The 25,451-nt window shown below is 51.9% G+C and carries 23 protein-coding genes; 3 read left to right on the top strand and 20 right to left on the bottom strand.

The features are described 5' to 3' along the window. Window positions 1–183 precede the first annotated feature (183 nt). Window positions 184–384: a YaeP family protein gene (locus tag FDX19_RS14585; protein ID WP_005132083.1), complete on the top strand. Its 201-nt coding sequence runs from the start codon at window positions 184–186 to the stop codon at window positions 382–384. After that, window positions 371–631 (top strand): Rho-binding antiterminator, encoded by a 261-nt coding sequence (gene rof / locus FDX19_RS14580; protein WP_003018503.1) that lies wholly within the window; start codon window positions 371–373, stop codon window positions 629–631. Before FDX19_RS14585 ends, rof begins: the two co-directional genes overlap by 14 nt. Before the next feature lie 64 nt (window positions 632–695). On the opposite strand, the gene tilS is transcribed toward rof, so the two are convergent. The 20 genes from tilS to rpsB all read right to left on the bottom strand — a co-directional run bounded on the left by tilS (window position 696) and on the right by rpsB (window position 24,153). Continuing rightward, window positions 696–1,988 (bottom strand): tRNA lysidine(34) synthetase TilS, encoded by a 1,293-nt coding sequence (gene tilS, locus FDX19_RS14575; protein WP_137383255.1) that lies wholly within the window; start codon window positions 1,986–1,988, stop codon window positions 696–698. 61 nt (window positions 1,989–2,049) lie between these two features. Then, window positions 2,050–2,439, bottom strand: coding sequence for a VOC family protein (locus FDX19_RS14570; RefSeq protein ID WP_137383254.1), 390 nt, complete (start codon window positions 2,437–2,439; stop codon window positions 2,050–2,052). A 64-nt stretch (window positions 2,440–2,503) separates the two neighbouring features. Beyond that, window positions 2,504–4,642 (bottom strand): lysine decarboxylase LdcC, encoded by a 2,139-nt coding sequence (gene ldcC / locus FDX19_RS14565; RefSeq protein ID WP_137383253.1) that lies wholly within the window; start codon window positions 4,640–4,642, stop codon window positions 2,504–2,506. Between the two features lie 99 nt (window positions 4,643–4,741). Beyond that, window positions 4,742–5,701 (bottom strand): acetyl-CoA carboxylase carboxyl transferase subunit alpha, encoded by a 960-nt coding sequence (accA, locus tag FDX19_RS14560; protein ID WP_003018513.1) that lies wholly within the window; start codon window positions 5,699–5,701, stop codon window positions 4,742–4,744. 12 nt (window positions 5,702–5,713) lie between these two features. Continuing rightward, window positions 5,714–9,196 carry a DNA polymerase III subunit alpha gene (gene dnaE, locus FDX19_RS14555; RefSeq protein ID WP_137383252.1) on the bottom strand — a complete coding sequence of 1,161 codons (3,483 nt, stop codon included), beginning with the start codon at window positions 9,194–9,196 and terminating at the stop codon, window positions 5,714–5,716. A 24-nt stretch (window positions 9,197–9,220) separates the two neighbouring features. Then, window positions 9,221–9,817, bottom strand: a complete 597-nt coding sequence (gene rnhB / locus FDX19_RS14550) for a ribonuclease HII (protein ID WP_137383251.1) — start codon at window positions 9,815–9,817, stop codon at window positions 9,221–9,223. Further along, the gene (gene lpxB, locus FDX19_RS14545) at window positions 9,814–10,962 is read right to left on the bottom strand and encodes a lipid-A-disaccharide synthase (protein WP_137383250.1); all 1,149 of its coding nucleotides are present in this window, start codon (window positions 10,960–10,962) and stop codon (window positions 9,814–9,816) included. Before lpxB ends, rnhB begins: the two co-directional genes overlap by 4 nt. Next, the gene (gene lpxA / locus FDX19_RS14540; protein ID WP_005132096.1) at window positions 10,962–11,750 is read right to left on the bottom strand and encodes an acyl-ACP--UDP-N-acetylglucosamine O-acyltransferase; all 789 of its coding nucleotides are present in this window, start codon (window positions 11,748–11,750) and stop codon (window positions 10,962–10,964) included. Before lpxA ends, lpxB begins: the two co-directional genes overlap by 1 nt. A gap of 3 nt (window positions 11,751–11,753) precedes the next feature. Further along, window positions 11,754–12,209, bottom strand: coding sequence for a 3-hydroxyacyl-ACP dehydratase FabZ (gene fabZ / locus FDX19_RS14535; RefSeq protein WP_003018528.1), 456 nt, complete (start codon window positions 12,207–12,209; stop codon window positions 11,754–11,756). Between the two features lie 104 nt (window positions 12,210–12,313). Next, a complete protein-coding gene (gene lpxD, locus FDX19_RS14530) occupies window positions 12,314–13,339 on the bottom strand; it encodes a UDP-3-O-(3-hydroxymyristoyl)glucosamine N-acyltransferase (protein ID WP_137383249.1) in 1,026 nt (341 codons plus the stop codon). A 3-nt stretch (window positions 13,340–13,342) separates the two neighbouring features. Beyond that, on the bottom strand, window positions 13,343–13,828 hold the full coding sequence (gene skp, locus FDX19_RS14525) for a molecular chaperone Skp (protein ID WP_005132103.1): 486 nt from the start codon (window positions 13,826–13,828) through the stop codon (window positions 13,343–13,345). Window positions 13,829–13,950: 122 nt separating this feature from the next. Continuing rightward, on the bottom strand, window positions 13,951–16,371 hold the full coding sequence (gene bamA / locus FDX19_RS14520; RefSeq protein ID WP_137383248.1) for an outer membrane protein assembly factor BamA: 2,421 nt from the start codon (window positions 16,369–16,371) through the stop codon (window positions 13,951–13,953). 29 nt (window positions 16,372–16,400) lie between these two features. Beyond that, the gene (rseP, locus tag FDX19_RS14515) at window positions 16,401–17,753 is read right to left on the bottom strand and encodes a sigma E protease regulator RseP (RefSeq protein WP_137383247.1); all 1,353 of its coding nucleotides are present in this window, start codon (window positions 17,751–17,753) and stop codon (window positions 16,401–16,403) included. Window positions 17,754–17,764: 11 nt separating this feature from the next. Further along, entirely contained in the window at window positions 17,765–18,622 is an 858-nt protein-coding gene (gene cdsA / locus FDX19_RS14510) for a phosphatidate cytidylyltransferase (RefSeq protein WP_137383246.1), read from the bottom strand. Between the two features lie 12 nt (window positions 18,623–18,634). Beyond that, window positions 18,635–19,393, bottom strand: coding sequence for a (2E,6E)-farnesyl-diphosphate-specific ditrans,polycis-undecaprenyl-diphosphate synthase (gene ispU / locus FDX19_RS14505; RefSeq protein ID WP_040230029.1), 759 nt, complete (start codon window positions 19,391–19,393; stop codon window positions 18,635–18,637). A 188-nt stretch (window positions 19,394–19,581) separates the two neighbouring features. Next, window positions 19,582–20,778, bottom strand: coding sequence for a 1-deoxy-D-xylulose-5-phosphate reductoisomerase (gene ispC / locus FDX19_RS14500; RefSeq protein ID WP_137383245.1), 1,197 nt, complete (start codon window positions 20,776–20,778; stop codon window positions 19,582–19,584). 95 nt (window positions 20,779–20,873) lie between these two features. Next, window positions 20,874–21,431, bottom strand: coding sequence for a ribosome recycling factor (gene frr / locus FDX19_RS14495; protein ID WP_005132113.1), 558 nt, complete (start codon window positions 21,429–21,431; stop codon window positions 20,874–20,876). Between the two features lie 139 nt (window positions 21,432–21,570). Further along, entirely contained in the window at window positions 21,571–22,296 is a 726-nt protein-coding gene (gene pyrH / locus FDX19_RS14490; protein ID WP_005132114.1) for a UMP kinase, read from the bottom strand. A gap of 145 nt (window positions 22,297–22,441) precedes the next feature. Beyond that, window positions 22,442–23,293, bottom strand: a complete 852-nt coding sequence (gene tsf, locus FDX19_RS14485; protein WP_005132116.1) for a translation elongation factor Ts — start codon at window positions 23,291–23,293, stop codon at window positions 22,442–22,444. Between the two features lie 134 nt (window positions 23,294–23,427). Continuing rightward, entirely contained in the window at window positions 23,428–24,153 is a 726-nt protein-coding gene (rpsB, locus tag FDX19_RS14480) for a 30S ribosomal protein S2 (RefSeq protein ID WP_005132117.1), read from the bottom strand. 450 nt (window positions 24,154–24,603) lie between these two features. Between rpsB and map the strand changes: the two genes are divergently transcribed. Next, on the top strand, window positions 24,604–25,398 hold the full coding sequence (gene map, locus FDX19_RS14475; protein WP_137383244.1) for a type I methionyl aminopeptidase: 795 nt from the start codon (window positions 24,604–24,606) through the stop codon (window positions 25,396–25,398). Window positions 25,399–25,451: the final 53 nt, after the last annotated feature.

Genomic DNA, 25,451 nt, shown 5'->3' with positions numbered 1-25,451 from the left:
AATCAGGCTGCCATTGTAGCGAAAACGGCGGCAAAAGGCTGCTAACGACTAACGTGTGTACCGTCCATCAAGGCGCTGATATTGCTTGAATGAGTATGGTATAGTCACCTTGCTAAACAGAGTTTATCTTCGTAGGCTTAGACTTGCATCCACGGTTAAGTCAGAGTGCTGACAGGAGGGCATGTGGAAAAATATTGTGAGTTAATACGCAAGCGGTACGCGGAAATCGCCAGCGGAGACTTAGGGTATGTCCCGGATGCGCTGGGTTGCGTATTGAAGGTACTTAATGAAGTGGCGGCAGACAGCGCCCTTTCAGAGTCGGTCAGGGAAAAGGCGGCCTATGCTGCCGCGAACTTACTGGTGAGCGATTATGTCAATGAATGAAACGTATCAACCCATCAACTGTGATGATTACGACAATCTTGAACTCGCCTGCCAGCACCATTTGTTACTGACGCTGGCGCTCAAAGATGGCGAAGTTCTACAGGCAAAAGCAAATGACCTGGTTTCACGCAAAAATGTGGAATATCTGGTCGCCGATGTCGCGGGTGAAACCCGTGAGCTTCGCCTCGACAAAATTGCCAGTTTCAGTCACCCGCAAATCGGTACCGTGGTCGTCAGCGAATCTTAACCTTTCTTGCACCTTATCCGGCCTACTTTCCATGCGATACGTAGGCCTGATAAGCACAGCGCCATCAGGCATGCCACATCAGACTCACGCCTTCTTCATCTACCGCCGCCCCTTCCCGCGTGACAAAAACCCCTGCTGCCGCAATCAGCGTGTCACCATAAAACAGTAATGGCGTGGTATCTCGCCGCCAGGGAGGAATACCCTGCTCCTGCCAGATTTTTTTAAGCTTACGCCCACCGTTGCGCCCGACAATATGCAATAACCCAGGCGCTTTAAAACGAATACTAACGGGTTCATCCGCACGCGGCATACGCAGCTCACCAGCTGGGAGTAATTGTATTTCTCCCAGCCCGGCTGGCAGCGTCAACGGCGTTTTCCAGGATTGCCACGGAATGACGGTTTCACTTTGCCCACCAACCGGCTTCACCCACCACAGCTGTGACTGATAACGGCGGACGTCATACTCACCCAGGCGAAAACAGGGCGATGCGTCCTCACGTGCCAACGCGACTTCCTGCCAGATACGTTCTAACGCATCACGGGAAGGCATCGGTGCATTTAATCCTGCCAGCCAGCGACGAAGCAGCGCAGCACGCCGTACGGTACTCATCGTCATTAATGGCCCGAGCAAGAGTGTACCTTGCGCCGTAACGCAGTTGGCTAAATCGCTGGCCAGCAGCTCATCCAGTAAGCTCTCCTGCTCAGCGCACAGCGCGGCGCTACGAGCCGTGGCTTGCGCGAAGTGCGGCCAGCGCTGTTGGAGCAATGGGGTAACGCGCAATCTGAGGAAATTGCGATCGTAGGCGTCATCCTGATTACTTTCATCTTCAATCCAGCGTAATTCATGCTGGCGCGCCCATGTTGCAAGCGCCTCTCGCGTTTGCGCCAGCAACGGTCGAATCAGTTGGGTTCCGGCGAACGGCGAGTTTTCCCCCATGGCGGAAAGTCCGGCAGGACCGCTGCCACGCTTAAGCGCTAACAAAAATGTCTCACATTGATCGTCCAGATGCTGAGCGGTCGTCAGCACCTCTCCAGGCAGCAGCGTCTGCGCAAAGGCCTGATAGCGCGCGCGTCGCGCCTGCGCTTCGATGCCCAGGCCATCATCCTCAAGATGGACCCGTTCAACCACCAGCGGCACCTGCCACTGCGCACATACCGACTCACAGTGCTGTACCCAACTGTCTGCGTGCGGGCTTAATCCGTGATGAATATGGATTGCGCGTAGGGCGACATCAGGATGCTGCATTCGCCACAGCACCAGTTGGTGCAACAGCACGGTAGAGTCGAGGCCGCCGCTAAAAGCAACGAGGATCGCGTTAGTGTTCAGAAGTGAAGTGTTCAGCGTAAGTGTCGTCATGATGATTGCTTACAATAGCATTGCCCGGCACGTTACCGGGCAAACGCCACAATGACAAGCCTTACAGCTCGTACAGTTCAAGCGGTAATCCGTCTGGATCGTTAAAAAACGTAAAGCGTTTACTGGTAAAGGGATCGATGCGCACCGGCTCACATTTCACGTGGTGGGCTTCAAGATGAGCAATCGACTTTTCCACATCCTCGACGCTGAACGCCAGATGGCGTAAACCGCAGGCTTCCGGTCTACTGGGGCGACAGGGTGGGAAAGGAAAAGAAAAGAGCTCAATCACGTACTGGCCGTTCAGCGCCAGATCGCCTTTCCAGGAGTCACGTTCTTCCCGGTAGGCTTCACTCATCAACGTGAAGCCTAATACATCACAGTAAAATGCCTTACTGGCCCTGTAGTCCGTCGCAATAATGGCAATATGGTGAACCTGTTTTAACCCCAGCATGTTCTTCGCCTCTTTAATTTTACTCTCAGCACGTTACTCGTGCGCAACGGGTTCCGGCAAGTCGTTATGCCATTTTCAGGACTCTCACGCGATACACGCCGTCCTCACCCAACTTAGCCCCATGAATGTCAGTTTCAAATCCAGGGTAGCGCTGCCCCACCGAGCACAGCATCAGCAAGAAATCGAGTACTGACCGGCTTTTTTCTGTGATCATTTCTCCGGGCATCAGCAGCGGGACACCTGGAGGATAAGGCAAGATCATATTGGCGGAAACACGCCCCACCAGTTGATCAAGAGTAACTGTCTCGACGTCACCTTTAATTTGCCGCTGCCAGGCCTGATGAGGCGTCATTTTCATTTCCGGCAACGTGTCGAATGCCCGCAGCATCAACCTGGAGAGATCGTGTTGGCGGATCAATCGATGGATTCCCTGAGCCAGATCCTGAATACGCATAGTGCGATAAAAATCGGGATCCTCAGCATACAGATCCGGCAGCATGTTTTTAACGCGTAAATTCAGATCGTACGAACGTTTAAATTCCGTTAGTCCACGTAGCAAACCCATCGCCCGGGTTTTATCAATACCAATACTGAACAGGAACAACAGATTATACGGGCCCGTTTTCTCGACGACGACGCCGCGTTCATCAAGGAATTTCGCCACCAGCGCAGCGGGGATCCCCTCTTCGCTCATATTTCCCTGCTCATCCATCCCTGGCGTCAGAATGGTCACTTTCACCGGGTCGAGGAACATGTGGTCGGCGTCAGCATCGACAAATCCGTGCCAGTCTTCACCAGGCGCTACTGGCCAGCACTCTGCTTCATCCACCTTTTCCGGCTGCCAGATATCAAAGAACCAGCCATCTGATTCTTCGCGTAGCCGCTGCACTTCTTTGCGAAAATGCAGTGCTCGTTCCACCGAACGATTGATTAACCGCTTACCTGAATTACCACGCAGCATTGCCGCCGCCGTTTCTATCGACGCCACTATCGGGTAGCTTGGAGACGTGGAGGTGTGCATCATAAAGGCTTCGTTGAACGTCTCTTCGTCATAATCGCCTTTAATATGAATCAGCGAAGCCTGCGACAGCGCCGCCAGCATCTTGTGGGTGGACTGGGTTTCAAAAATCACCTTCCCTGGCACCCGTTCACCGCTCATCCCGCTTTTCCCCTGATAGATCGGATGAAAATGGGTATACGGCACCCAGGCCGAATCAAAATGAATAGAGGGCACATCCAGCGTTTGCTTGATCCAGTTAGTGTTGTAGAGCAACCCGTCGTAAGTGGAGTTAGTAATTACCGCATGCACCGGCCATTGCGCCTGTACCGTCTCGGTGACCTTGCGCTCGATACTCTCCCGGGTAAATTCACGCTTAGGTATACCGCCAAGGATACCCAGCGCGTTGCGCGTCGGCTTGAGCCATACGGGCACGACATCGCTCATCATCAGCAAATGCGCCAGAGACTTATGACAGTTGCGGTCAATCAGTAGCGTACTTCCCGAAGGTGCGGCATACATGCCGACAATTTTATTCGATGTCGAGGTACCATTTGTGACCATATAGCTTTGCTCGGCACCAAACGTGCGCGCAATATACTCCTCCGCTTCGAGGTGCGGACCAGTATGGTCGAGCAGCGATCCCAACTCAGTCACCGAAATGGAGACATCAGCCTTAAGCGTATTGCCGCCAAAGAAATCATAGAACAGGCAACCGACCGGGCTTTTCTGGTATGCCGTTCCCGCCATATGCCCTGGGGTACAAAAAGTGTACTTTCCCTCTTTCACATAGGTAAACAGCGCTTTGGTAAAAGGTGGCGTAATGTTGTCGAGATATTCATTGGTGTACTGGCGAATACGCGTGGCAATATCGTCAGACTGACCCAGCGCATACTCAAAGAACCACAGCGCCATGCGCAGATCGTGTGCGCTGACATCCATCGTCGAATGAGTATTAATAAAGGCGTAAAGTGGGAGGTATTCGTTAAGCTGGTTGATGTCACTACACAAATCCAGGCTGTATTCATCCCAGTCAAAAATAACGCCACAGATACGCGGATTGTGCTCAATAAATTTCAGCAGGTCGTTGCTATTCTGCGGCCAGATTATCTGAAACCCCTGCTGCTGTAGCGCACGTTCAAGCTCCTTGATGGGCTCATCTTTGTAAAAGACGCCATGCGGTCCCATGATGGCAATGATATTCATGCGTTCCTCCTGGAAAAACCTTAGTTAATCATAGCCTGGTCAAACCGCAGGTAAAAAAAAGGGCCACAACGTTGTGGCCCTTTTCAGAATAAATGCAGTTTAGGCGTAGCCGTAGCTCATCAGACGCTGATAACGACGGTTTTTCAAATCATCTTTGCTTAACACGTCAAGATCGGCAAGATCGGCCAGCAGCTGTGCTTTCAGTGATGCAGCCATCACTTCCGGGTTGCGGTGTGCGCCACCCAGCGGCTCCGGGATAATAGAGTCGATAAGCTTCAGCTCTTTCAGACGCGGCGCGATAATTCCCATCGCTTCTGCAGCCAGCGGGGCTTTGTCTGCGCTTTTCCACAAAATAGAAGCACAACCTTCCGGGGAGATAACGGAATAGGTGCTGTATTGCAGCATATTCACTTTATCACCCACACCGATCGCCAGTGCGCCACCGGAACCACCTTCACCGATAACGGTACAGATGACCGGCACGCTCAGACGTGACATCTCACGCAGATTACGCGCAATCGCTTCAGACTGGCCACGTTCTTCCGCGCCCACTCCCGGGTAAGCCCCAGGGGTGTCGATGAAGGTAATGATCGGCATATTGAAACGCTCAGCCATTTCCATCAGACGTAGCGCTTTGCGATAGCCTTCCGGCGCTGGCATGCCGAAGTTACGACGAATTTTCTCTTTGGTCTCACGGCCTTTCTGATGACCGATGATCATCACCGGACGGCCATCCAGACGCGCGATGCCGCCGACAATAGCCTTGTCATCCGCATAGGCACGATCGCCCGCCAGCTCATCAAATTCATCAAACGCCAGGCGGACATAATCCAGGGTGTATGGACGCTGTGGATGGCGAGCCAGCTGGGCTACCTGCCATGCGCCAAGATCGGCGAAGATTTTACGCGTCAGTTCTACGCTTTTTTCACGCAGACGATGCACTTCTTCATCGATGTTAATATCCAGTTTCTCATCCTGACGGCTAACCGCAGTCAGAGAATCGATTTTTGCTTCCAGCTCTGCAATCGGCTGTTCAAAATCAAGGAAATTCAGACTCATAGTATTCCTGTATTAGTCAAACTCCAGTTCCACCTGCTCCGAACCAATAAGGCCACGGAGATCGTTTAACAAACGATCGCTCGGAGAGACACGCCACGTTGCGCCAAAACGCAATCGTGCTCGTGCATCCGCCCTCTGATAGTAGAGATGTACTGGAATTGTCCCCGAGCGGTGGGGTTCCAGAGACTGACGGAGTCGGTTTAAAAGCTGGTCATCAATTTGCCTGTCCGTCAGCGAGATAGCAAGCCCGCGAGCATATTTTTCCCGGGCTTCGTCAATATCCATGACTTCACGGGCCATCATTTTAAGCCCACCGCTGAAGTCATCAAAGCTGACCTGTCCGCTGACGATAAGTATGCGGTCTTTTTCCAGCAAATGCTGGTATTTATCCAGAGCATCGGTAAATAACATCACTTCCAGACGCCCGGAACGGTCATCCAGTGTACAGATGCCGATACGATTGCCGCGCTTGGTGACCATTACCCGCGCTGCAATGACGAGCCCCGCAGCCGTGGTAACTTTACCACGTTCTGTCGGATGCATGTCTTTCAGCCTGTAGCCTCCGACATAGCGCTCAATTTCTTTTAAATACTGATTGATAGGGTGTCCCGTCAGGTAAAGCCCTAACGTTTCACGCTCACCGTCCAGTACCACCTGTTCCGGCCACGGCTGGCAGCTGGCATAGGATTGCTCAATTTGTTCCGGCTCTTCCGCCAGTACGCCAAACATATCGGCCTGACCGATAGCTTCCGCTTTCGCATGTTGATCGGCGGCTTTAAGCGCATCGTTCAGTGAGTTCATCAGTGCTGCGCGATGCGGCCCCAGGCGGTCAAACGCCCCGGACATAATCAGCTTTTCCAGCACCCGGCGATTGAGTTTTTTGATATCCGTGCGGGCACAGAGATCAAACAGCTCGCGGAAGTAACCGCCTTTATTACGCGCCTCAATGATAGCTTCAATTGGCCCCTCACCCACGCCTTTTATCGCGCCGATACCGTAGACAATCTCGCCATCATCATTAACGTGAAAATGGTACAACCCGGAGTTGATATCTGGCGGCAGGATTTTCAGCCCCATACGCCAGCATTCATCCACTAATCCCACCACTTTCTCGGTGTTATCCATATCGGCCGTCATCACCGCCGCCATAAACTCAGCGGGGTAATGCGCTTTCAGCCACAGCGTCTGGTAAGAGACCAACGCATAGGCGGCGGAGTGCGATTTGTTAAATCCATAACCGGCGAATTTCTCCACCAGGTCAAAGATTTTCATCGCCAGCTCGCCGTCTACACCACGCTTTTTCGCCCCTTCTTCAAAGGTGCCACGCTGCTTAGCCATCTCTTCCGGCTTTTTCTTACCCATCGCACGACGCAGCATATCCGCGCCGCCAAGGGTGTATCCGGACAGCTCCTGGGCAATCTGCATAACCTGTTCCTGATACAGGATAATTCCGTAGGTTGGCTCCAGTACCGGTTTCAGACACTCATGCTGCCACTGCACATCCGGGTAAGAGATCTCTTCACGCCCGTGCTTACGGTCAATAAAGTTATCTACCATCCCCGACTGTAGCGGACCGGGGCGGAACAGTGCCACCAGGGCTATCATATCTTCGAAGCAGTCAGGCTGCAGTCGCTTGATAAGATCTTTCATACCGCGGGATTCAAGCTGGAAGACGGCTGTCGTCTCCGAGCGTTGCAGCATGTCAAAACTTTTCTTGTCGTCCAGCGGAATCGCGGCGATATCCAGCGGCGGTTCGCCGTTCTTCTCACGCCGCGCGTTGATCATCTCCAGCGCCCAGTTAATGATAGTGAGCGTGCGCAGGCCGAGGAAGTCGAACTTCACCAGGCCGGCGTATTCCACGTCGTTCTTATCAAACTGGGTAACCGGGTGCAGCCCCTGCTCATCACAGTACAGCGGTGCAAAATCAGTAATTTTTGTCGGGGCGATAACGACACCACCAGCGTGTTTACCCGCGTTACGCGTGACGCCTTCCAGCTTGCGCGCCATATCAATAAGCGCCCTAACCTCTTCATCTGCCTCATAGATTTCCGGCAGTTGGGGTTCAGCTTCAAAGGCTTTCGCCAGCGTCATGCCTGGATCGGGCGGCACCAGTTTCGAAATACGGTCAACGAAGCCGTACGGGTGACCGAGCACACGGCCCACGTCGCGGATAACCGCCTTCGCCGCCATCGTACCGAAGGTAATAATCTGCGAAACCGCATCACGACCGTACATTTCCGCGACGTGTTCAATAACCTGGTCGCGTTTCTCCATACAGAAGTCAACGTCGAAATCAGGCATCGAGACACGTTCCGGGTTCAGGAAGCGTTCGAACAGCAGGTCAAATTCCAGCGGATCAAGGTCGGTAATTTTTAACGCGTAAGCCACCAGCGAGCCCGCACCAGAACCACGTCCTGGGCCTACCGGTACACCGTTATCTTTCGACCACTGGATAAATTCCATAACGATCAGGAAGTAGCCCGGGAACCCCATCTGGTTGATAACTTTAAGTTCAATCTCCAGACGTTCGTCGTAAGGCGGGCGCTTCTGCGCGCGAACTTCAGGATCGGGGAACAGAAACGCCAGACGTTCTTCCAGGCCTTCACGCGATTTCGCGACGAGGAAATCCTCGGTGGTCATGTCGCCGGTCGGGAATTGCGGCAAGAAGTATTCGCCCAGGCGCACCGTCACGTTACAGCGTTTGGCAATCTCGACGGTGTTTTCCAGCGCTTCCGGGATATCGGAGAACAGCTCGCACATCTCCTCTTCGCTGCGCATATACTGCTGCGGCGAGTAGTTGCGCGGGCGTTTGGGATCATCAAGCGTAAAGCCGTCGTGGATCGCCACGCGGATTTCGTGTGCGTCAAAGTCACCGGTTTCAAGGAAGCGAACATCGTTGGTCGCGACCACTGGCAGGCCACGTGTTTCGGCCAGCGCTACTGCAGCATGCAGGTAATTTTCTTCATCCTGGCGACCGGTACGGATCAGCTCAAGGAAGTAGCAATTAGGGAAATGCTCTTCATAAAACGCCACGCACTCGTCAACCAGTGCGCTATTACCGCGCAGCAGGCTGCGTCCGACATCGCCCATGCGACCGCCGGAGAGCAAAATCAAACCTTCTTTTAGCTCGACCAACCAATCCCGGTCGATAACCGGTCCTTCTGCGCCATAACCGCGCTGATAGGCTTTCGAAATCAACAACGTCAGGTTCTGGTAGCCCGTATTATTAGCCGCCAGTACCGTCAGTTGCGTGAGTTCATCACCCAATAGTTCGCTACGGACATGAAAATCTGCGCCAACAATCGGTTTAATACCTGCGCCATGACCCGCTCCGTAAAACTTCACCAGACCACACAGGTTGGTAAAATCGGTGATCGCCAGCGCAGGCATGCCCAACGCGGCCGCCTTTTTCACCAGCGGCCCGGTTTTCGCCAGCCCATCGATCATGGAGTAGTCGCTGTGCACCCGCAGGTGGACGAAACGAGGTTCAGACATCTTCAGATTCCTTTAACACAAGAATCAGGACGTGAGTCCCAGTGCGCGTTTGACAGGAGCAAAACTGCGACGATGGTGCTCAATTGCACCATGCTCAGCGAGCGCAGCCAGATGAAAAGCGGTTGGATAACCTTTGTGCTGAGCAAAACCATACTGCGGGAACACCTTATCCAGCTCGGCCATTTCAGCATCGCGCGTTACTTTCGCCAGGATGGACGCTGCGCTGATTTCCGCAACGCGGCTGTCACCTTTTACCACCGCCATCGACGGTACCGGCAATGTCGGGCAACGGTTTCCGTCGATCAGGATGTATTCCGGCGCAATATGCAAACCCGCAACCGCACGCTGCATTGCCAGCATCGTGGCGTGCAGAATGTTCAGCTCATCGATTTCATGCGGTTCCGCACGACCCAGGCTCCAGCTTAACGCTTTATCTTTGATTTCATCAAAAAGCGCCAGCCGACGCTTTTCCGACAATTTTTTGGAGTCGTTAAGACCCACTATCGGACGTGCCGGGTCAAGAATAACGGCGGCAGTCACTACCGCGCCAACCAATGGGCCACGTCCAACTTCATCCACACCCGCCACCAAATGCGTATGTGGATAAACAAATTCAATCATTGTGCTAACTCCAGAACTGCATCCGCTGCCTGCTCATCCGCATTGCAACGGATCTGCTGATGCAATTCGCGGAACGTGTCGTGCATCGCATGGCTGGTTTTACCGTTCGCCAGCAGAGGCAGCAACGCGTGCGCCAGCGCCTGCGGTTCACATTCATCCTGCAACAGCTCTTTGACGAGTTCTCTTCCCGCCAGCAGGTTAGGCAGTGATACGTAATCGGTCTTCACCAGACGTTTTGCCAACCAGAAAGTGAAAGGTTTCATACGATAGCCGACAACCATTGGGCATTTCGCCAGCATACATTCCAGTGCAGCCGTGCCTGAGGCTAACAGCGCAGCATCACTGGCGATCATCGCTTCACGTCCCATTCCGTTGAGCATATGCACGGAAAGCTCCGGGGCAACCTCAGCCTTGATACGTTCAAATTGCTCGCGCCGTTTGGCATTGACCAACGGCACGACAACTTCGAGATCCGGATAATGCTGACGTAATAGCTGCGCCGTTTTCAGGAAATCGGCGCTGAGCATCTCCACTTCTGCACCACGACTCCCAGGCAAAAGCGCCAGGCAGTGAGCATCATGAGGAATGCCTAACACATCACGCGCCGCGTTTTTATCCGGGTCCAGCGGCATGGCGTCCGCCATGGTGTGACCGATAAAGCGACACGGGACGTTAAATTTGTCATAAAACGCTTTTTCGAAAGGCAGAAAGGCCAACACCATATTGGTGGATCTGCCTATTTTGAAAACGCGTTTCTGTCGCCACGCCCATACAGAGGGGCTGACATAATGAATGGTTTTAATACCCTGCGATTTCAGGTTACCTTCAAGGGTAATGTTGAAATCAGGCGCATCGATCCCGACGAAAACATCCGGCTTAAGGTCGGTGAATCGGCGAGTGAGATCGGCACGAATATGCAGTAAACGGCGCAGGCGCCCGAGCACTTCTACAATGCCCATTACTGCCAGTTCTTCCATTTCGTACCAGGCTTCACAGCCTTCCGCCTGCATCAATGGCCCCGCAACGCCAACAAAACGCGCATTGGGAACACGAGCCTTGAGTGCACGAATTAAACCGGCACCAAGAATATCGCCGGAGGTTTCTCCGGCGACAAGGGCAATCGTTAAAGGACGCTGCTCAGTCATTAACGAATCAGACCACGCGTTGAGCGTTCAAAAAAGTCACTAAAAGCCTGAACATCGGGGTACTGCTTCGCCAGTTCGGCGATTTCAGGTTTCACTTCCTCAAGCGTTTTACCGCTGCGATACAGCGCCTTATAGGCGTTGCGGATCGCGGTAATCGCTTCACGGGTGAATCCACGGCGTTTCAGACCTTCGATGTTAACGCCAAATGGCGTTGCGTGGTTGCCCTGGGCGATAACGTACGGCGGGACGTCCTGGGCTACGCCAGAGCAGCCACCCACCATTACGTGTGCACCAATAATGCAGAACTGATGCACCGCGGTCATGCCGCCGATGATAACAAAATCATCCAGCGATACATGTCCGGCAAGTGTCGCGTTATTCGCCAGAATGCAGCGGTTACCTACCGTACAATCATGCGCAACGTGTGCGTTGATCATCAGTAAGTTATCGCTGCCCACCTTCGTCAACCCACCGCCTTGCACTGTGCCACGATGAATGGTGACGCTTTCGCGAATGCGGTTGCGATCGCCAATTTCCACACGGGTCGGTTCACCAGCATATTTCAGGTCCTGGTTCACTTCACCAATGGAGGCAAACTGATAAATCTCGTTATCGCGACCAATTTTTGTGTGGCCATTCACGACAACGTGAGACTTCAGTACGGTACCCTCACCAATTTCAACATGGGGTCCAACAATACAAAATGGGCCAATGTGAGCATTAGCGCCAATGCTGGCGCCGTCTTCGACAATGGCAGTTGGGTGAATAAAGGCGGATTTATCAATCACGTATCAGGCCTCCCGGCTACGGGCACACATCATCGTTGCTTCGCACACAACTTTACCGTCGACCAGCGCAACCCCTTTGAAACGGGTCAGGCCGCGGCGCGTTTTCTCGAAAGTCACTTCCATGATCATCTGATCGCCAGGCACGACGGGACGCTTAAAGCGTGCTTCATCAATACCGGCGAAATAATACAGTTCGCCTGGCTCCAGTTTTCCTACGCTTTTAAACGCCAGAATACCCGTAGCCTGCGCCATCGCTTCCAGAATCAACACGCCCGGAAAAATCGGTTTACCCGGGAAGTGGCCCTGAAAGAAAGGCTCGTTAACGGATACATTTTTCACTGCGCGCAGAAAACGACCTTCTTCAAAATCCAGCACGCGGTCTACCAGTAAAAACGGAAAACGGTGCGGCAGAAGTTCTAAAATCTCTTCAATATGCAGAGTATGAGTGTTAGTAGTCAAAATACTCTTCCTGTCTAAATATACTAAAAGGCAATAATAACACGGCCTGCCGCAATCCCAGGAATGTGACAGGCCGTAAAGTCAGACATGCGTAAAACGATGTATTAGTCTTGTTGATTAACCTTGCGCTCAATCGCTTTGAGGCGCTTGCTCATATCATCAATGTTCATCACCAGTGCAGCTGTTTTACGCCATACCTTGTTGGGTTGTAGCGGAATGCCTGAGGAGTAGACGCCAGGTTCTGTGATAGGACGCATCACCATACCCATGCCAGTTACCGTGACTTTGTCGCATATTTCCATATGCCCATTAATCACGCTGGCGCCGCCAATCATGCAGTAACGGCCAATCTTCAGGCTACCCGCCATAATGACGCCACCGGCTACCGCCGTATTGTCGCCAATCACGACGTTATGCGCAATCTGGCACTGGTTATCAATGATAACACCATTACCGATCACGGTATCGTCCAGCGCACCACGGTCAATCGTGGTACATGCGCCAATCTCAACACGATCGCCAATAATCACGCGACCCAGTTGCGGGATCTTCACCCAGTTACCGCGATCGTTCGCGTAACCAAATCCGTCGGATCCGACAACAGTGTTGGACTGGATCAGGCAATTTTCACCGATCTGAATGTCGTGGTAAATCGTCACATTCGCCCACAAGCGTGAACCTGCGCCGATTTTTGTGTTTTTTCCAACGAAGCAACCTGCGCCGATAACCACGTTATCGTCCAGTTCTACGCCAGACTCAATGACCGCATTCGCGCCCACTGAAACATTGTTACCCAACTTCGCCGTTGCATCGATCACTGCACTGGGTGCAATGTTTTGCGCAGGCTGAGGCGTGGTATCTAAAATTTGCGCCATTCGTGCATAGGTCAGGTAGGGATTCTTCACTACCAACACAGCACTCTTAGCAAACGGAAGGGAGTCCTGCGTCATCACAACGGCAGAAGCCTGGCATGCACTCAGGTGCTCACGGTACTTTGGATTCACCATGAACGTGATGTTGCCAGTTTGCGCAGATTGCATGGACGCTACGCCGGTGATGACGATATCGCCATCACCGTGTAATTCTGCATCCAACTGCTCTGCTAAATCAGCCAGTCGAATTGAAGGCATTACTTATTTAACCTGTTTCAGTACGTCAGCGGTGATGTCTTTTACATCGCTGCTGTTGTATGCAACGGTGTTCGCGTCAACAACCAGATCGATGCTCTGGCTGCTCGCAACAGATTTCACAGCTGTCTGGATACGATTAACCAGCTTGCCGCGTTCTTCGTTAGAACGACGTTGACGATCCTGCTCGAAAGCCTGCGCTTTCTGAGAGAAAGTCTGGCGCTGAGCCATGACGTCTTTTTCCAGCTTGGTACGGTCGCTGCCTGCTTTCATTGATTGCAGACGCTGCATTTTAGATTGCAGGTCGGATTCCATACGCTGCAGTTCGCTGGCACGGCCTTTGAACTCATTTTCCAGCGTAGTAGAAACACCCGTCTTCTGTGCAACCTGTTGGAACAGGCTACCCATGTTGACGATTGCAATTTTGTCAGCAGCCTGTGCGGACGTTGCCATCGCTAAACCGAGACCTGCAGCTAATAACCACTTTTTCACAATTAACTCCTTACCATCCCATTTGCACCCGAAGGTGCAGTTCTTTGCGTGGCCAGGCGATCCCATGCAAGATCGCCTAAAGTCAGCGCTACACTACCACTACATTCCTTTGCGAAGAACAATTACCAGGTTTTACCAATGTTAAACTGGAACTGTTCCGCTTTGTCTCCATCGTACTTCTTGAACGGTTGGGCGTAGGAGAAAACCAACGGCCCCAATGGGGACATCCATTGTAACGCGATACCCGCAGACATACGGATATTATTCGGATCACTGTAGTCTGGTACGCCAATTGCACGAGTGTCGGCAGTGTTCTGCCAGTTTGTATCCCACACGGTACCCATATCCCAGAAGAAGGAGGTACGCACCGAGTTAGCATATTTATCGCTGATAAACGGCGTAGGTGTGATGAATTCCAGGCTGGCTACAGCCATGGCGTTACCGCCGACCGCATCGTCTGATTTACACAACGCAGCGCCCGTACACTCTTCGTAGTTGTTATTATTGTCTCTATCGCCAGAATAAGCCCCGTTCTTATAGACGGCTTTCGGGCCGATAGTATTGGACTGGAAGCCACGCACGGTACTGGAACCACCCGCGTAGAAGTTCTCATAGAATGGCATCTCTTTACTGCCAATGCCATCACCATAGCCCAGCTTGGTACGTCCCAGAACCACCCACTTGTGGTCGTCATCGATCGGCACATAGGTCGCCGTATCCAACGTCGCTTTGTAGTATTCGTTATCAGACCCCGGAACAGTCACTTTACCGTTCAGGTTGACACGCGTACCTTCCGTAGGGAAATACCCACGGTCCAGCTTGTTGTAGGTCCAACCGTAGTTGAAGGTGAAGTCATCCGCGGCAAAACTGCTGGTATCATCTTGTCCCATTGAATCAAGATAACGATCCATCGCAATCTGCGGCTGCATGTTGGACAGTTTGTTATGCACATAACCCAGGCCTGCGCGCAACGTGTTGTATTCGTTGACCGGGAAGCCCAGCGTTACGTCCGTACCATAGCTTTTGTTGGTATAGTCGGACAGATCTGCATCATCTGCCTCAAAGTCGTTATAGAAGACACGACCACCGAGACTCACACCATCGACGGTGAAGTACGGGTTGGTGACAGACAGTTCAGTATAGGTCTGATAGTCGTTTTTGGTACCGCTAATCCCGACGGAATAACCGGTACCTAACCAGTTATCCTGCTGAACGCCCGCCTGGAAGCTCACGCCACTTTCTGTGCCGTAACCCACACCGAAGTTAAAGCTACCGGTGTTGCGTTCTTTCACCTTATAGACCACATCAACCTGATCAGGACTGCCCGGAACACGTTGAGTATCGGTATCGACAGTTTCAAAGTAACCCAGGCGGTTCAGACGCTCTTTACCCTGGTCAACCAGATCGCTGCCCAACCAGGCACCTTCCATCTGGCGCATTTCGCGACGCAGCACGGAATCTTTCGAGGTGTCGTTACCTTCAAAACGGATCTTACGCACATAGAAACGGTTACCCGCATCCACGTTTACACGCAATTTAACGGTTTTGTCTGCATCGTTGATTTCAGGCTGCGACTGTACACGCGGGTAGGCATAACCATAGCGTCCCAGAAGCTTCTTGATATCATCTTCCATTTTGGTCACTTTGGTGCCGTTATAGAGTTCACCCGGTTCGATTTTCGTCAGGGTCTCAATTTCGGCAGAGTGTCCAGCCAGGTTACCACTCACCTGGACCCCAGAAAGCTTGTACTGCTCGCCTTCTGTGATGTTAACGGTGATATAGATACCTTTTTTATCCGGCGTCAGGCTAACCTGCGTGGAATCGATATTAAAGCGAGCATAACCGCGATCCAGATAGTAACTGCGCAGGGTTTCAAGGTCGCCCGCCAGTTTCTGTTTCTGGTATTTACGATCGCCCACCACGTTCCACCACGGTACTTCATCGCGCAGTTGGAAGTGAGAGATAAGCTCGTCGGTTGTGAAGGCATGGTTGCCGACGATATTGATCTGTTGGATCTTCGCCGAAACGCCTTCCTGGAAGACCAGTTTGAGGTCAACGCGGTTACGCGGCAACGGCGTGACCACCGCTTTCACACTGGCGCTGTATTTACCGACGCTATAGTAGAAATCTTCCAGGCCTTTTTCGATATCGGCAAGCGTTGTGCGATCCAGAGACTCGCCAACACGTACGCCAGACGCCTCGAGGTTTTGCTTCAGCATGTCATCTTTCACCGATTTGTTACCGGAGAAAGTGATGCTGGCAATCGTCGGACGTTCTTTTACCTGAACCAGAAGGGTATCACCATCGCGCAGGACGCGGACATCCTCAAAGTTACCGGTGGCGAACAGAGCACGAATGGTATTACTGATATCTTCATCATTAACCGTGTCGCCTGTGCGCACCGGCATACTGAGGAGAGCCGCACCAACGGCGACTCGCTGTAGGCCTTCGAAATGAATGTCCTTCACTACGAACCCTTCAGCACCGTATACGGTGGCGCTGCTAAACAGCAGCGACGCTATGAGCAACTTTTTCATCGCCATCGTTATTATGCGTTCTTCCTAACACTCTCTTACAACCGAGAGAAATCATTGAAAAGTGCAAGCCCCATTAACAACACCAGCAAGATAGAGCCAATGCGATAACTAAAGTCTTGAACCCGCTCGGATACCGGACCGCCCTTCAGCTTTTCAATCGCCAGGAACAGCAGATGCCCCCCGTCAAGAACGGGCAACGGAAACAGGTTAATTATCCCTAAGTTCACGCTGATAAGCGCAAGGAACATCAGGTAATAAATAACCCCGAACTCCGCTGACATCCCAGCCCCCTGGGCGATAGAAATCGGCCCACTGAGGTTGTTCAGTTTTACATCACCGGTAATCAATTTTCCCAGCATACTGACCGTTAGCTTCATCAACTGCCACGTTTTATCCGAGGCTTCGAGGATGGCGCTGAATGGCCCATACTGGCGTACAGTCTTATACTCATCAGGCAGAGGGATAATTTTAGGCACTACGCCCGCAAAACCTTCGGCCTTTCCGTTACCCGGTTTTGAATCCGGGATTAACGTCAAAGACAAGGAGTCCCCTTGTCTTTCAATTTCTAGCGCTAACGGCTTATCCGGATTATCGCGCACCAACGTCACGAACGTCATCCATTGCGTCAGCGGCTGACCATTGACTTTAACGATCCTGTCGCCAGCTTGCAAACCCGCCTTACTTGCCGCGGAGTTAACCTGCACTTCTGACAGCACCGGTTCAATCTGCGGACCACGTGGACGAATGCCCAAACTAGAGACGGGATCCTCTTTGTCTGGCTCAAATGCCCAATGGCGTAAATCCAGCGTTTTGTCCTGTCGCTGGTCACTGCCAAACTGCGCCACGCTGAGGGTCGTATGCTCATCACCAATTTTGGATACCAGCTGCAATCGGACAGTATCCCAATCAGGGGTTTCGATACCATCAACCGCTTTTAGTTCCGTACCTGGCTGAATTTGCGCCTGGGCAGCAATCGAGTTGGGTGTTATTTCACCAACAACCGGGCGAACGCCAGGGACACCGATGATAAAGACCAGCCAGTAGGCAAAAATAGCGAAGAGGAAATTTGCAATTGGGCCTGCAGCGATAATAGCCGCGCGCTGCCCAACTGTTTTATTGTTGAAAGCGTAGTGGCGCAGCTCCGGTACAACTGGCTCAGCGCGCTCATCCAGCATTTTGACGTAACCGCCAAGGGGAATTAAGGCGATAACGTATTCCGTACCCTGTTTATCGGTACGGCGCCAAAGCGCTTTTCCAAAGCCAATGGAAAAGCGCTCGACGCGGACTCCGCAGCGCCGCGCAACCCAGAAATGACCAAATTCATGCACGGTGATAAGCACACCAAGTGCAACGATGAATGCAGCCAGATTCCAGAGAATACTCAGCATAAGACCATCCGTTAGAGCGTCCTGAATACCAGTAACAACAGGCAAGCAAAGACCGGCACCGCAGCCGTCAGGCTGTCAATACGATCCAGAATACCGCCGTGCCCTGGGATTAAGTGACCACTGTCCTTAATACCTGCTTCACGCTTAAACATACTCTCGGTCAGGTCACCCAGCACGGAGGCCAGGGCTGCAACGATGGAGCAAATGAGCAAGGTGACAGGCGCAACTTCAAGATTCGCCCACATACCATAACCCCACGAGATTACAGCTGCAGTGGCAAGTCCGCCAATAAAACCCTGCCAGGTTTTACCAGGAGAAACCTTCGGCGCCAGTTTATGTTTGCCAAACATCTTACCAAACATATACGCACCTGAATCCGCTCCCCAAACGAGGATCATGACATAGAGCAGCCATAGCGCGCCACTATAATGATTCTCATCATAGTGCCAGGCACGTAGCGCCAGCATTCCCCAAAAGAAAGGAACAATGGTTAACACGCCGAAAATTATGCGTAATGTTTTGGAATTACGCCAGACCGAGGCTGAACCGGGGTAAAACAGCACCAGTAATAACGCCACGGCCCACCAGCCCAGCGACGCCCAAAGCGACACTTCAACCAGCGGTTGGTGAATATTATGATGATACTCAGGCAGCAAAAACAGCATCAGTGCCAGCAATAGCCCGCACAAAACCGCCAACCAGACTCGCTGTGTACGCGTAGTAAAACCGCTTAACTGTCCCCATTCCCAGGCGGCCAGCATACAGACGACCAGCGTAACAATGGCGAACCCCACCGGCGGCAGCAAAAACAACGCCGCGATGACAACGGGTATTAAAACAAAAGCAGAAATCAGGCGATACTTCAGCAAAAGCGACCCCCATCAGGCTTTTTCATCACCGGGCTCGGTGCCGCCGAAACGACGCTCACGATTAGCAAAGGCATGTAGCGCACCTTCAAAGTCTTGTTCATCGAAATCGGGCCAGAGAACATCCGTAAAGTAAAGTTCGGCATAGGCAATTTGCCACAACAAAAAATTACTAATTCGATGCTCTCCCCCAGTCCTTATCACTAAATCCACAGGAGCCAGCTCATGCATACACACTTGCTGACCAAGCATCTCTTCATCAATTTGCTCTGGACGCAACAGACCTTCCTGCACCTGTTGTGCCAGTTGCCTGACGCCCTGGACAATATCCCACCGTCCACCGTAATTCGCGGCAATATTCAGCGTTAACCCGGTATTCTGGGCGGTAAGCGCTTCCGACTTGCGAATCCGTTCTTGCAAACGAGTGTTAAATCGACTGATATCCCCAATAATACGCAGGCGCACGTTATGGCGGTGCAGGTTTTTCACTTCGCTATCAAGTGCCCACACAAACAACTCCATTAACGCACTGACTTCCTGCGCTGGTCGGTTCCAGTTCTCACTGCTAAAGGCATACAGCGTTAACGCATCAATACCGTTATTGGCAGCAAAAGAGACAGCCCGGCGGACGGATTTTGCTCCGGCCTTATGCCCAAAGGCACGAATCTTCCCTTGCTTTTTCGCCCAGCGGCCATTGCCATCCATGATAATTGCGACATGGCGACAACCATGTGCTGGCAAATTTTCGCTTAATGGTTTAGTTGCAGACAACATAACGCGTTTTTAGTCCCTGAAAGGATTATACGGTACTCAGGAATACTGAAGCCTATCCACAAAAAAGCCGTGTCAAACCACGGCTTACCCGATCGAAAAAAAGCAAATACCTGCGATCAGGTGGCGCAGACTATATCACCGAAGCCCAACGCTAACAAATAGCACGATCCCTCACAGAGGGATTATCATCAGCTTGAGAGTCGTGTCACTTGTTTTGTCGCGACATCTCTGGCGATGGCATCGACCCTCAGCACATCATCAACGCTCTGCGGTTCCTGCAAATCCATCTTATCCAGTACGGACAAATTAAGATCGGCGATATCCGTAAATCGAATCTGCTGCGCCAAAAATGCGGCAACGGTAATCTCATTTGCGGCGTTCAGCGCAGTTGTCGCAGCCTGTCCTTGCTCAAACGCGTCCATCGCCAGTTTCAGGCACGGATAACGCTGATAATCAGGTGCGGAAAACGTCAGCGCACTGAGTTGGCAAAAATCGACAGGCTTAACGCCAGAGCTCACACGTTCCGGCCATGCCATCGTATGGGCGATAGGCGTGCGCATATCAGGCTCACCCAACTGAGCCAGAACGCTACCATCCTGATAACGGACCATCGAATGAATAACCGACTGTGGATGGATCAGCACTTCCATCTGGCTTGCACTGGCATTAAACAACCAACGCGCTTCAATGTATTCCAGACCTTTATTCATCATGGTGGCAGAATCGACGGAGATTTTTCGTCCCATCGACCAATTCGGATGACGGCATGCCTGATCGGGAGTCATTAGCGCCAGATCGGGCAATGGCGTTTCACGGAAAGGGCCACCAGACCCGGTAAGCAGAACAGACACAACGCCGTTTTGCTCAAGGTCAGCGTATCCCAGATTGTGTTGGATAGGTTGCGGTAAACTCTGAAAAATCGCGTTATGTTCGCTATCTACCGGCAAAAGCCGCGCTTTATGCCGTTTCACGTCGTCCATGAACAGACGCCCGCAGGTTACCAGAGACTCTTTATTCGCCAGCAAAATATTTTTGCCCGCGCGGATTGCCGCAAGCGTTGGCAACAAACCTGCCGCGCCGACTATCGCCGCCATGACCTGATCGACATCATCCAGCGCGGCCATATCACAGGCAGCCTGCTGCCCGCACATCACCTCGGTACGGCTTCCCTGCTCGCGCAATGCGGCTTTCACCAGCGCTGCACTTTTTTCGTCATCCATCACCGCGTAGCGGGGGGAAAACTCCAGACATTGCTCCACCATACGGGCGACATTTTTACCCGCTACCAACGCAGCAACACGAAATTTATCCGGGTTATGGCGTACTACATCGAGCGTACTGCAACCAATAGAGCCGGTTGAGCCCAGGATGGTTAATTGCTTCATGAGACATCCAGAAGAATTGAGACAGGATAAAAAGCAAAACGCCGCCATCCAGCCTTCTCAGGCCTTCTAAGCGGCGTTTTTAGCGTACAGGCGAATCAGAACTGCATCAGTTCCGCTTCTTTCTCTGCCAGCGCCGCATCAACTTTCTTGATTGCAGCATCGGTCAGTTTCTGTACGTCGTCCTGAGAACGGCGATCGTCATCTTCGCTGATCTCTTTATCTTTCAGCAGCGCTTTCACTTTGTCGTTGGCATCACGGCGTACGTTACGCACAGCAACACGAGCACCTTCAGCTTCGCCACGAACGATCTTGGTCAGATCTTTACGACGCTCTTCGGTCAGCGGTGGCAGCGGAACGCGGATGTCAGAGCCCGCTGAGCTTGGGTTCAGACCGAGGTCGGAAGCCATAATCGCTTTCTCAACAGCAGGACCCATAGAGCGGTCAAACACGTTGATTTTCAGGGTACGGGAATCTTCAACCGTTACGCTTGCCAGCTGGCGCAGCGGAGTCGGCGTGCCGTAATATTCCACGATAATGCCATCCAGCAGGCTGGGAGAAGCACGACCCGTGCGAATTTTGCTGATTTGATTTTTGAATGCTTCAACGCATTTGTCCATGCGTACTTCAGCATCTTTTCTGATATCGTTGATCACGTTACGAATCCTTGAAAGCTTGTTTCAGTCAGACCATACCCACTACGCAAGGTGTGACAAGTATAGTCTTGATTAATTTTGAGGGACGTATCCCGCGACATTAAAGCGGAATATTACCTGCATTTAGCCGCAACGGGAATTATTCCGTGATTAACGTGCCTTCTTTTTCACCCATCACTACACGGCGCAGCGCACCCGGTTTGTTCATGTTGAAGACACGAATCGGTAATTTGTGGTCACGAGCCAGCGTGAACGCAGCCAGATCCATCACTTTCAGTTCTTTATCCAGTACTTCAGCATAGGTCAACTGTTCGTACATGGTTGCTGTTGGATCTTTAGCCGGATCGGCGGTAAACACACCATCAACTTTAGTGGCTTTCAGAACCACATCCGCTTCAATTTCAATACCACGCAGGCAGGCTGCGGAGTCGGTGGTGAAGAACGGGTTGCCTGTACCGGCGGACAAAATAACCACGCGGTTGTTACGCAACAGGCTGATCGCTTCCGCCCAGCTGTAGTTATCACACACGCCGTTCAGAGGAATTGCGGACATCAGGCGAGCGTTCACATAGGCGCGGTGAAGCGCATCGCGCATCGCCAGACCGTTCATGACGGTGGCTAACATGCCCATGTGGTCGCCCACGACGCGGTTCATCCCTGCTTTCGCCAGACCAGCACCACGGAACAGGTTACCACCACCGATCACTACGCCAACCTGGATTCCCAGCTCGACCAGCTCTTTGATTTCCTGAGCCATACGGTCAAGTATGCTTGCATCAATACCGAAGCCTTCTGAACCTTGCAGAGCTTCGCCACTTAACTTAAGCAGAATACGTTTGTAGACGGGTTTTGCATTGGTAGCCATGTTTCTTTCCTGAGACTGTCAACGAATGAGATGAGTTAATTCCAGCGACATTGTATGTCGCTTTTCAGCCTTGCCACTATAGCGCTTAGCTGAATTTACAAGTCGGACGCAAAAAGAAGCCGCCCTCAGGCGGCTCCTTTTAAAATTAAGACTGCTTGGACATCGCAGCAACTTCTGCTGCAAAGTCAGTCTCAACTTTCTCGATGCCTTCACCCACTTCGAAGCGGATGAAACCCGTTACGTCAGCGTTGTGCTCTTTCAGCAGCTGGGCAACAGATTTGCTCGGTTCCATAACGAAAGGCTGACCAGTCAGAGAAACTTCGCCGGTGAATTTCTTCATGCGGCCTTCAACCATTTTCTCTGCGATTTCTTTCGGCTTACCAGACTGCATCGCGATGTCCAGCTGAACCTGGTATTCTTTTTCTACTACTTCAGCAGAAACGTCTTCCGGCTTGACGAATTCTGGTTTGCTTGCAGCGATGTGCATTGCCAGCTGTTTAACCAGTTCTTCATCAGCACCAGTTGCAGCAACCAGAACACCGATACGCGCACCGTGCTGGTAGCTACCCAGTACTTCGCCTTCCAGGGAAGCAACGCGACGGATGTTGATGTTCTCACCGATTTTAGCAACCAGAGCAACACGTTCTTCTTCGAACTGTGCTTTCAGAACTTCAACATCAGTGATTTTGCCAGCAACGGCAGCGTCCAGTACTTTGTCAGCAAATGCCTGGAAACCAGCATCTTTAGCAACGAAGTCAGTCTGGCAGTTAACTTCCAGAATGAAAGCGATATTGCCGTCGATTTTGGTTTTGATTACGCCGTCAGCAGCAACGTTGCCTGCTTTTTTCGCTGCTTTGATAGCACCGGACTTACGCATGTTTTCGATTGCCAGCTCGATGTCACCATTAGCTTCAGTCAGTGCTTTTTTGCAATCCATCATGCCTGCGCCAGTACGCTCACGCAGCTCTTTTACCAGGGATGCGGTAATTTCAGCCATTCTAAAATCCTCGGAAGATTTGATCTGCCCGGCATGAAACCGCACAGATTTAAAAGTGAAAAAGGGGCCTGAAGGGCCCCTAACCAAACATGATACTACCTGGTTTATAAGGGGGCTCTAACGAGCGTGCCTTATTATTCAGCTTCTACGAAGCTTTCTTCCGCCTGGGAAGCCAGATCCTGAGAACGGCCTTCACGAACGGTAGTAGCTACAGCGCCCAGGTACAGGGTCACAGCACGGATTGCGTCGTCGTTACCCGGGATAACGAAGTCAACACCGTCCGGATCAGAGTTGGTATCAACGATAGCAAATACCGGGATACCCAGGTTGTTTGCTTCTTTGATAGCAATGTGCTCGTGGTCAGCATCGATTACGAACAGAGCGTCCGGCAGGCCGCCCATGTCTTTGATACCGCCCAGGCTGTTTTCCAGTTTCTCAAGCTCACGAGTGCGCATCAGCGCTTCTTTCTTGGTCAGCTTTTCGAAAGTACCGTCCTGAGACTGAGTTTCCAGATCTTTCAGACGTTTGATGGACTGACGAACGGTTTTCCAGTTAGTCAGCATACCGCCCAACCAGCGATGGTTCACGAAGAACTGATCGCAGCTGTTAGCAGCGTCTTTCACCGCTTCGCTTGCAGCGCGTTTAGTACCAACGAAAAGGATTTTACCTTTACGAGCAGAGATCTTGTTCAGTTCAGCCAGAGCTTCGTTGAACATCGGTACAGTTTTCTCAAGGTTGATGATGTGAACTTTGTTACGCGCACCGAAGATGAACGGCTTCATTTTCGGGTTCCAGTAACGGGTCTGGTGACCGAAGTGAACACCAGCCTTGAGCATGTCGCGCATGGAAACAGTTGCCATGATTAAAACCTCTATATATAAAAGTTGGGGTTAAGCCTCCACGCATCCCATATTACCGACCCTTAAGGGCACCCCGGAATATGTGTCGATACGTGTGTGTTGTTACACAAAGTGAGATTTGTCGCTCCCGTCCATCGTGTGTAGTCTGCGAATAGAACGGAAGTCCGGCGCGCTTTATACCATAAATACGCCAGCGACACCAATAATTGTTGGCGGTCTGTGCTGGATTGAACGATGAATTTCGTGTTACAGGCAGGCGGCAAATTTTTGAATCCTCGGGAGCTTACGGCCGGTAAGTGACTGGGGTGAAAAAATGTAGCCAACGCACCTGTGGCACGAAAGGCGAAGTTCAGAATGATTCTCAATTTGGCAGCATGTATGCGGGACTGATACCATTGACGACACTTACACAATTATTGTCGAAATAATCGACACTGATGGACAGAATTCATGGCTATCTCAATTAAGACTCCTGAAGAAATCGAAAAAATGCGCGTCGCTGGCCGTCTGGCAGCCGAAGTGCTGGAGATGATCGAACCGTTTATCAAACCGGGCGTGAGCACCGGCGAGCTGGATCGCATCTGTAACGACTACATCGTGAATGAACAGCAGGCGATTTCCGCATGCCTGGGTTATCACGGTTATCCGAAATCCGTGTGCATCTCTATTAATGAAGTCGTGTGCCACGGGATCCCGGATGACGCTAAGCACCTGAAAGACGGCGACATCGTCAACATCGACGTCACCGTGATTAAAGACGAGTACCACGGCGATACGTCCAAAATGTTTATCGTCGGTAAACCTACCATTCTTGGCGAGCGTCTGTGCCGCGTAACGCAGGAAAGCCTGTATCTGGCACTGCGCATGGTAAAACCGGGTATTCGCCTGCGTACCCTGGGTGCTGCAATTCAGAAATACGCAGAAGGCGAAGGCTTTTCTGTGGTACGTGAATACTGCGGCCACGGTATCGGTCGCGGCTTCCATGAAGAACCTCAGGTTCTGCACTACGATGCAGACGACGGCGGTGTGGTACTGCAGCCGGGCATGACCTTCACCGTAGAACCGATGCTGAATGCCGGTGATTACCGTATCCGCACCATGAAAGATGGCTGGACGGTGAAAACCAAAGATCGCAGCTTGTCTGCTCAGTACGAGCATACTATTGTGGTAACGGAAAACGGCTGTGAAATTCTGACGTTACGCAAGGATGACACCATCCCAGCGATTATTACGCACGACGAATAACTTATTGCCTGATGGCGCTGTCGCTTATCAGGCCTACAAATGGCACTCTCCCG

It is taken from the genome of Citrobacter sp. wls619 (assembly GCF_005281345.1).
Lineage (GTDB): Bacteria > Pseudomonadota > Gammaproteobacteria > Enterobacterales > Enterobacteriaceae > Citrobacter.
Note: the sequence above shows the minus strand (reverse complement) of the source record. Positions and strands in the feature narration are given on the sequence as shown.

Excerpts from the sequence above, each read along its gene's own strand:
- pyrH (WP_005132114.1), bottom strand. The coding sequence starts at position 22,296 with ATGGCTACCAATGCAAAACCCGTCTACAAACGTATTCTGCTTAAGTTA.
- rpsB (WP_005132117.1), bottom strand. The coding sequence starts at position 24,153 with ATGGCAACTGTTTCCATGCGCGACATGCTCAAGGCTGGTGTTCACTTC.
- accA (WP_003018513.1), bottom strand. The coding sequence starts at position 5,701 with ATGAGTCTGAATTTCCTTGATTTTGAACAGCCGATTGCAGAGCTGGAA.
- lpxB (WP_137383250.1), bottom strand. The coding sequence starts at position 10,962 with ATGACTGAGCAGCGTCCTTTAACGATTGCCCTTGTCGCCGGAGAAACC.
- dnaE (WP_137383252.1), bottom strand. The coding sequence starts at position 9,196 with ATGTCTGAACCTCGTTTCGTCCACCTGCGGGTGCACAGCGACTACTCC.
- tilS (WP_137383255.1), bottom strand. The coding sequence starts at position 1,988 with ATGACGACACTTACGCTGAACACTTCACTTCTGAACACTAACGCGATC.
- bamA (WP_137383248.1), bottom strand. The coding sequence starts at position 16,371 with ATGGCGATGAAAAAGTTGCTCATAGCGTCGCTGCTGTTTAGCAGCGCC.
- rnhB (WP_137383251.1), bottom strand. The coding sequence starts at position 9,817 with ATGATTGAATTTGTTTATCCACATACGCATTTGGTGGCGGGTGTGGAT.
- rseP (WP_137383247.1), bottom strand. The coding sequence starts at position 17,753 with ATGCTGAGTATTCTCTGGAATCTGGCTGCATTCATCGTTGCACTTGGT.
- FDX19_RS14570 (WP_137383254.1), bottom strand. The coding sequence starts at position 2,439 with ATGCTGGGGTTAAAACAGGTTCACCATATTGCCATTATTGCGACGGAC.
- tsf (WP_005132116.1), bottom strand. The coding sequence starts at position 23,293 with ATGGCTGAAATTACCGCATCCCTGGTAAAAGAGCTGCGTGAGCGTACT.
- lpxD (WP_137383249.1), bottom strand. The coding sequence starts at position 13,339 with ATGCCTTCAATTCGACTGGCTGATTTAGCAGAGCAGTTGGATGCAGAA.
- rof (WP_003018503.1), top strand. The coding sequence starts at position 371 with ATGTCAATGAATGAAACGTATCAACCCATCAACTGTGATGATTACGAC.
- ispC (WP_137383245.1), bottom strand. The coding sequence starts at position 20,778 with ATGAAGCAATTAACCATCCTGGGCTCAACCGGCTCTATTGGTTGCAGT.
- ispU (WP_040230029.1), bottom strand. The coding sequence starts at position 19,393 with ATGTTGTCTGCAACTAAACCATTAAGCGAAAATTTGCCAGCACATGGT.
- map (WP_137383244.1), top strand. The coding sequence starts at position 24,604 with ATGGCTATCTCAATTAAGACTCCTGAAGAAATCGAAAAAATGCGCGTC.
- ldcC (WP_137383253.1), bottom strand. The coding sequence starts at position 4,642 with ATGAATATCATTGCCATCATGGGACCGCATGGCGTCTTTTACAAAGAT.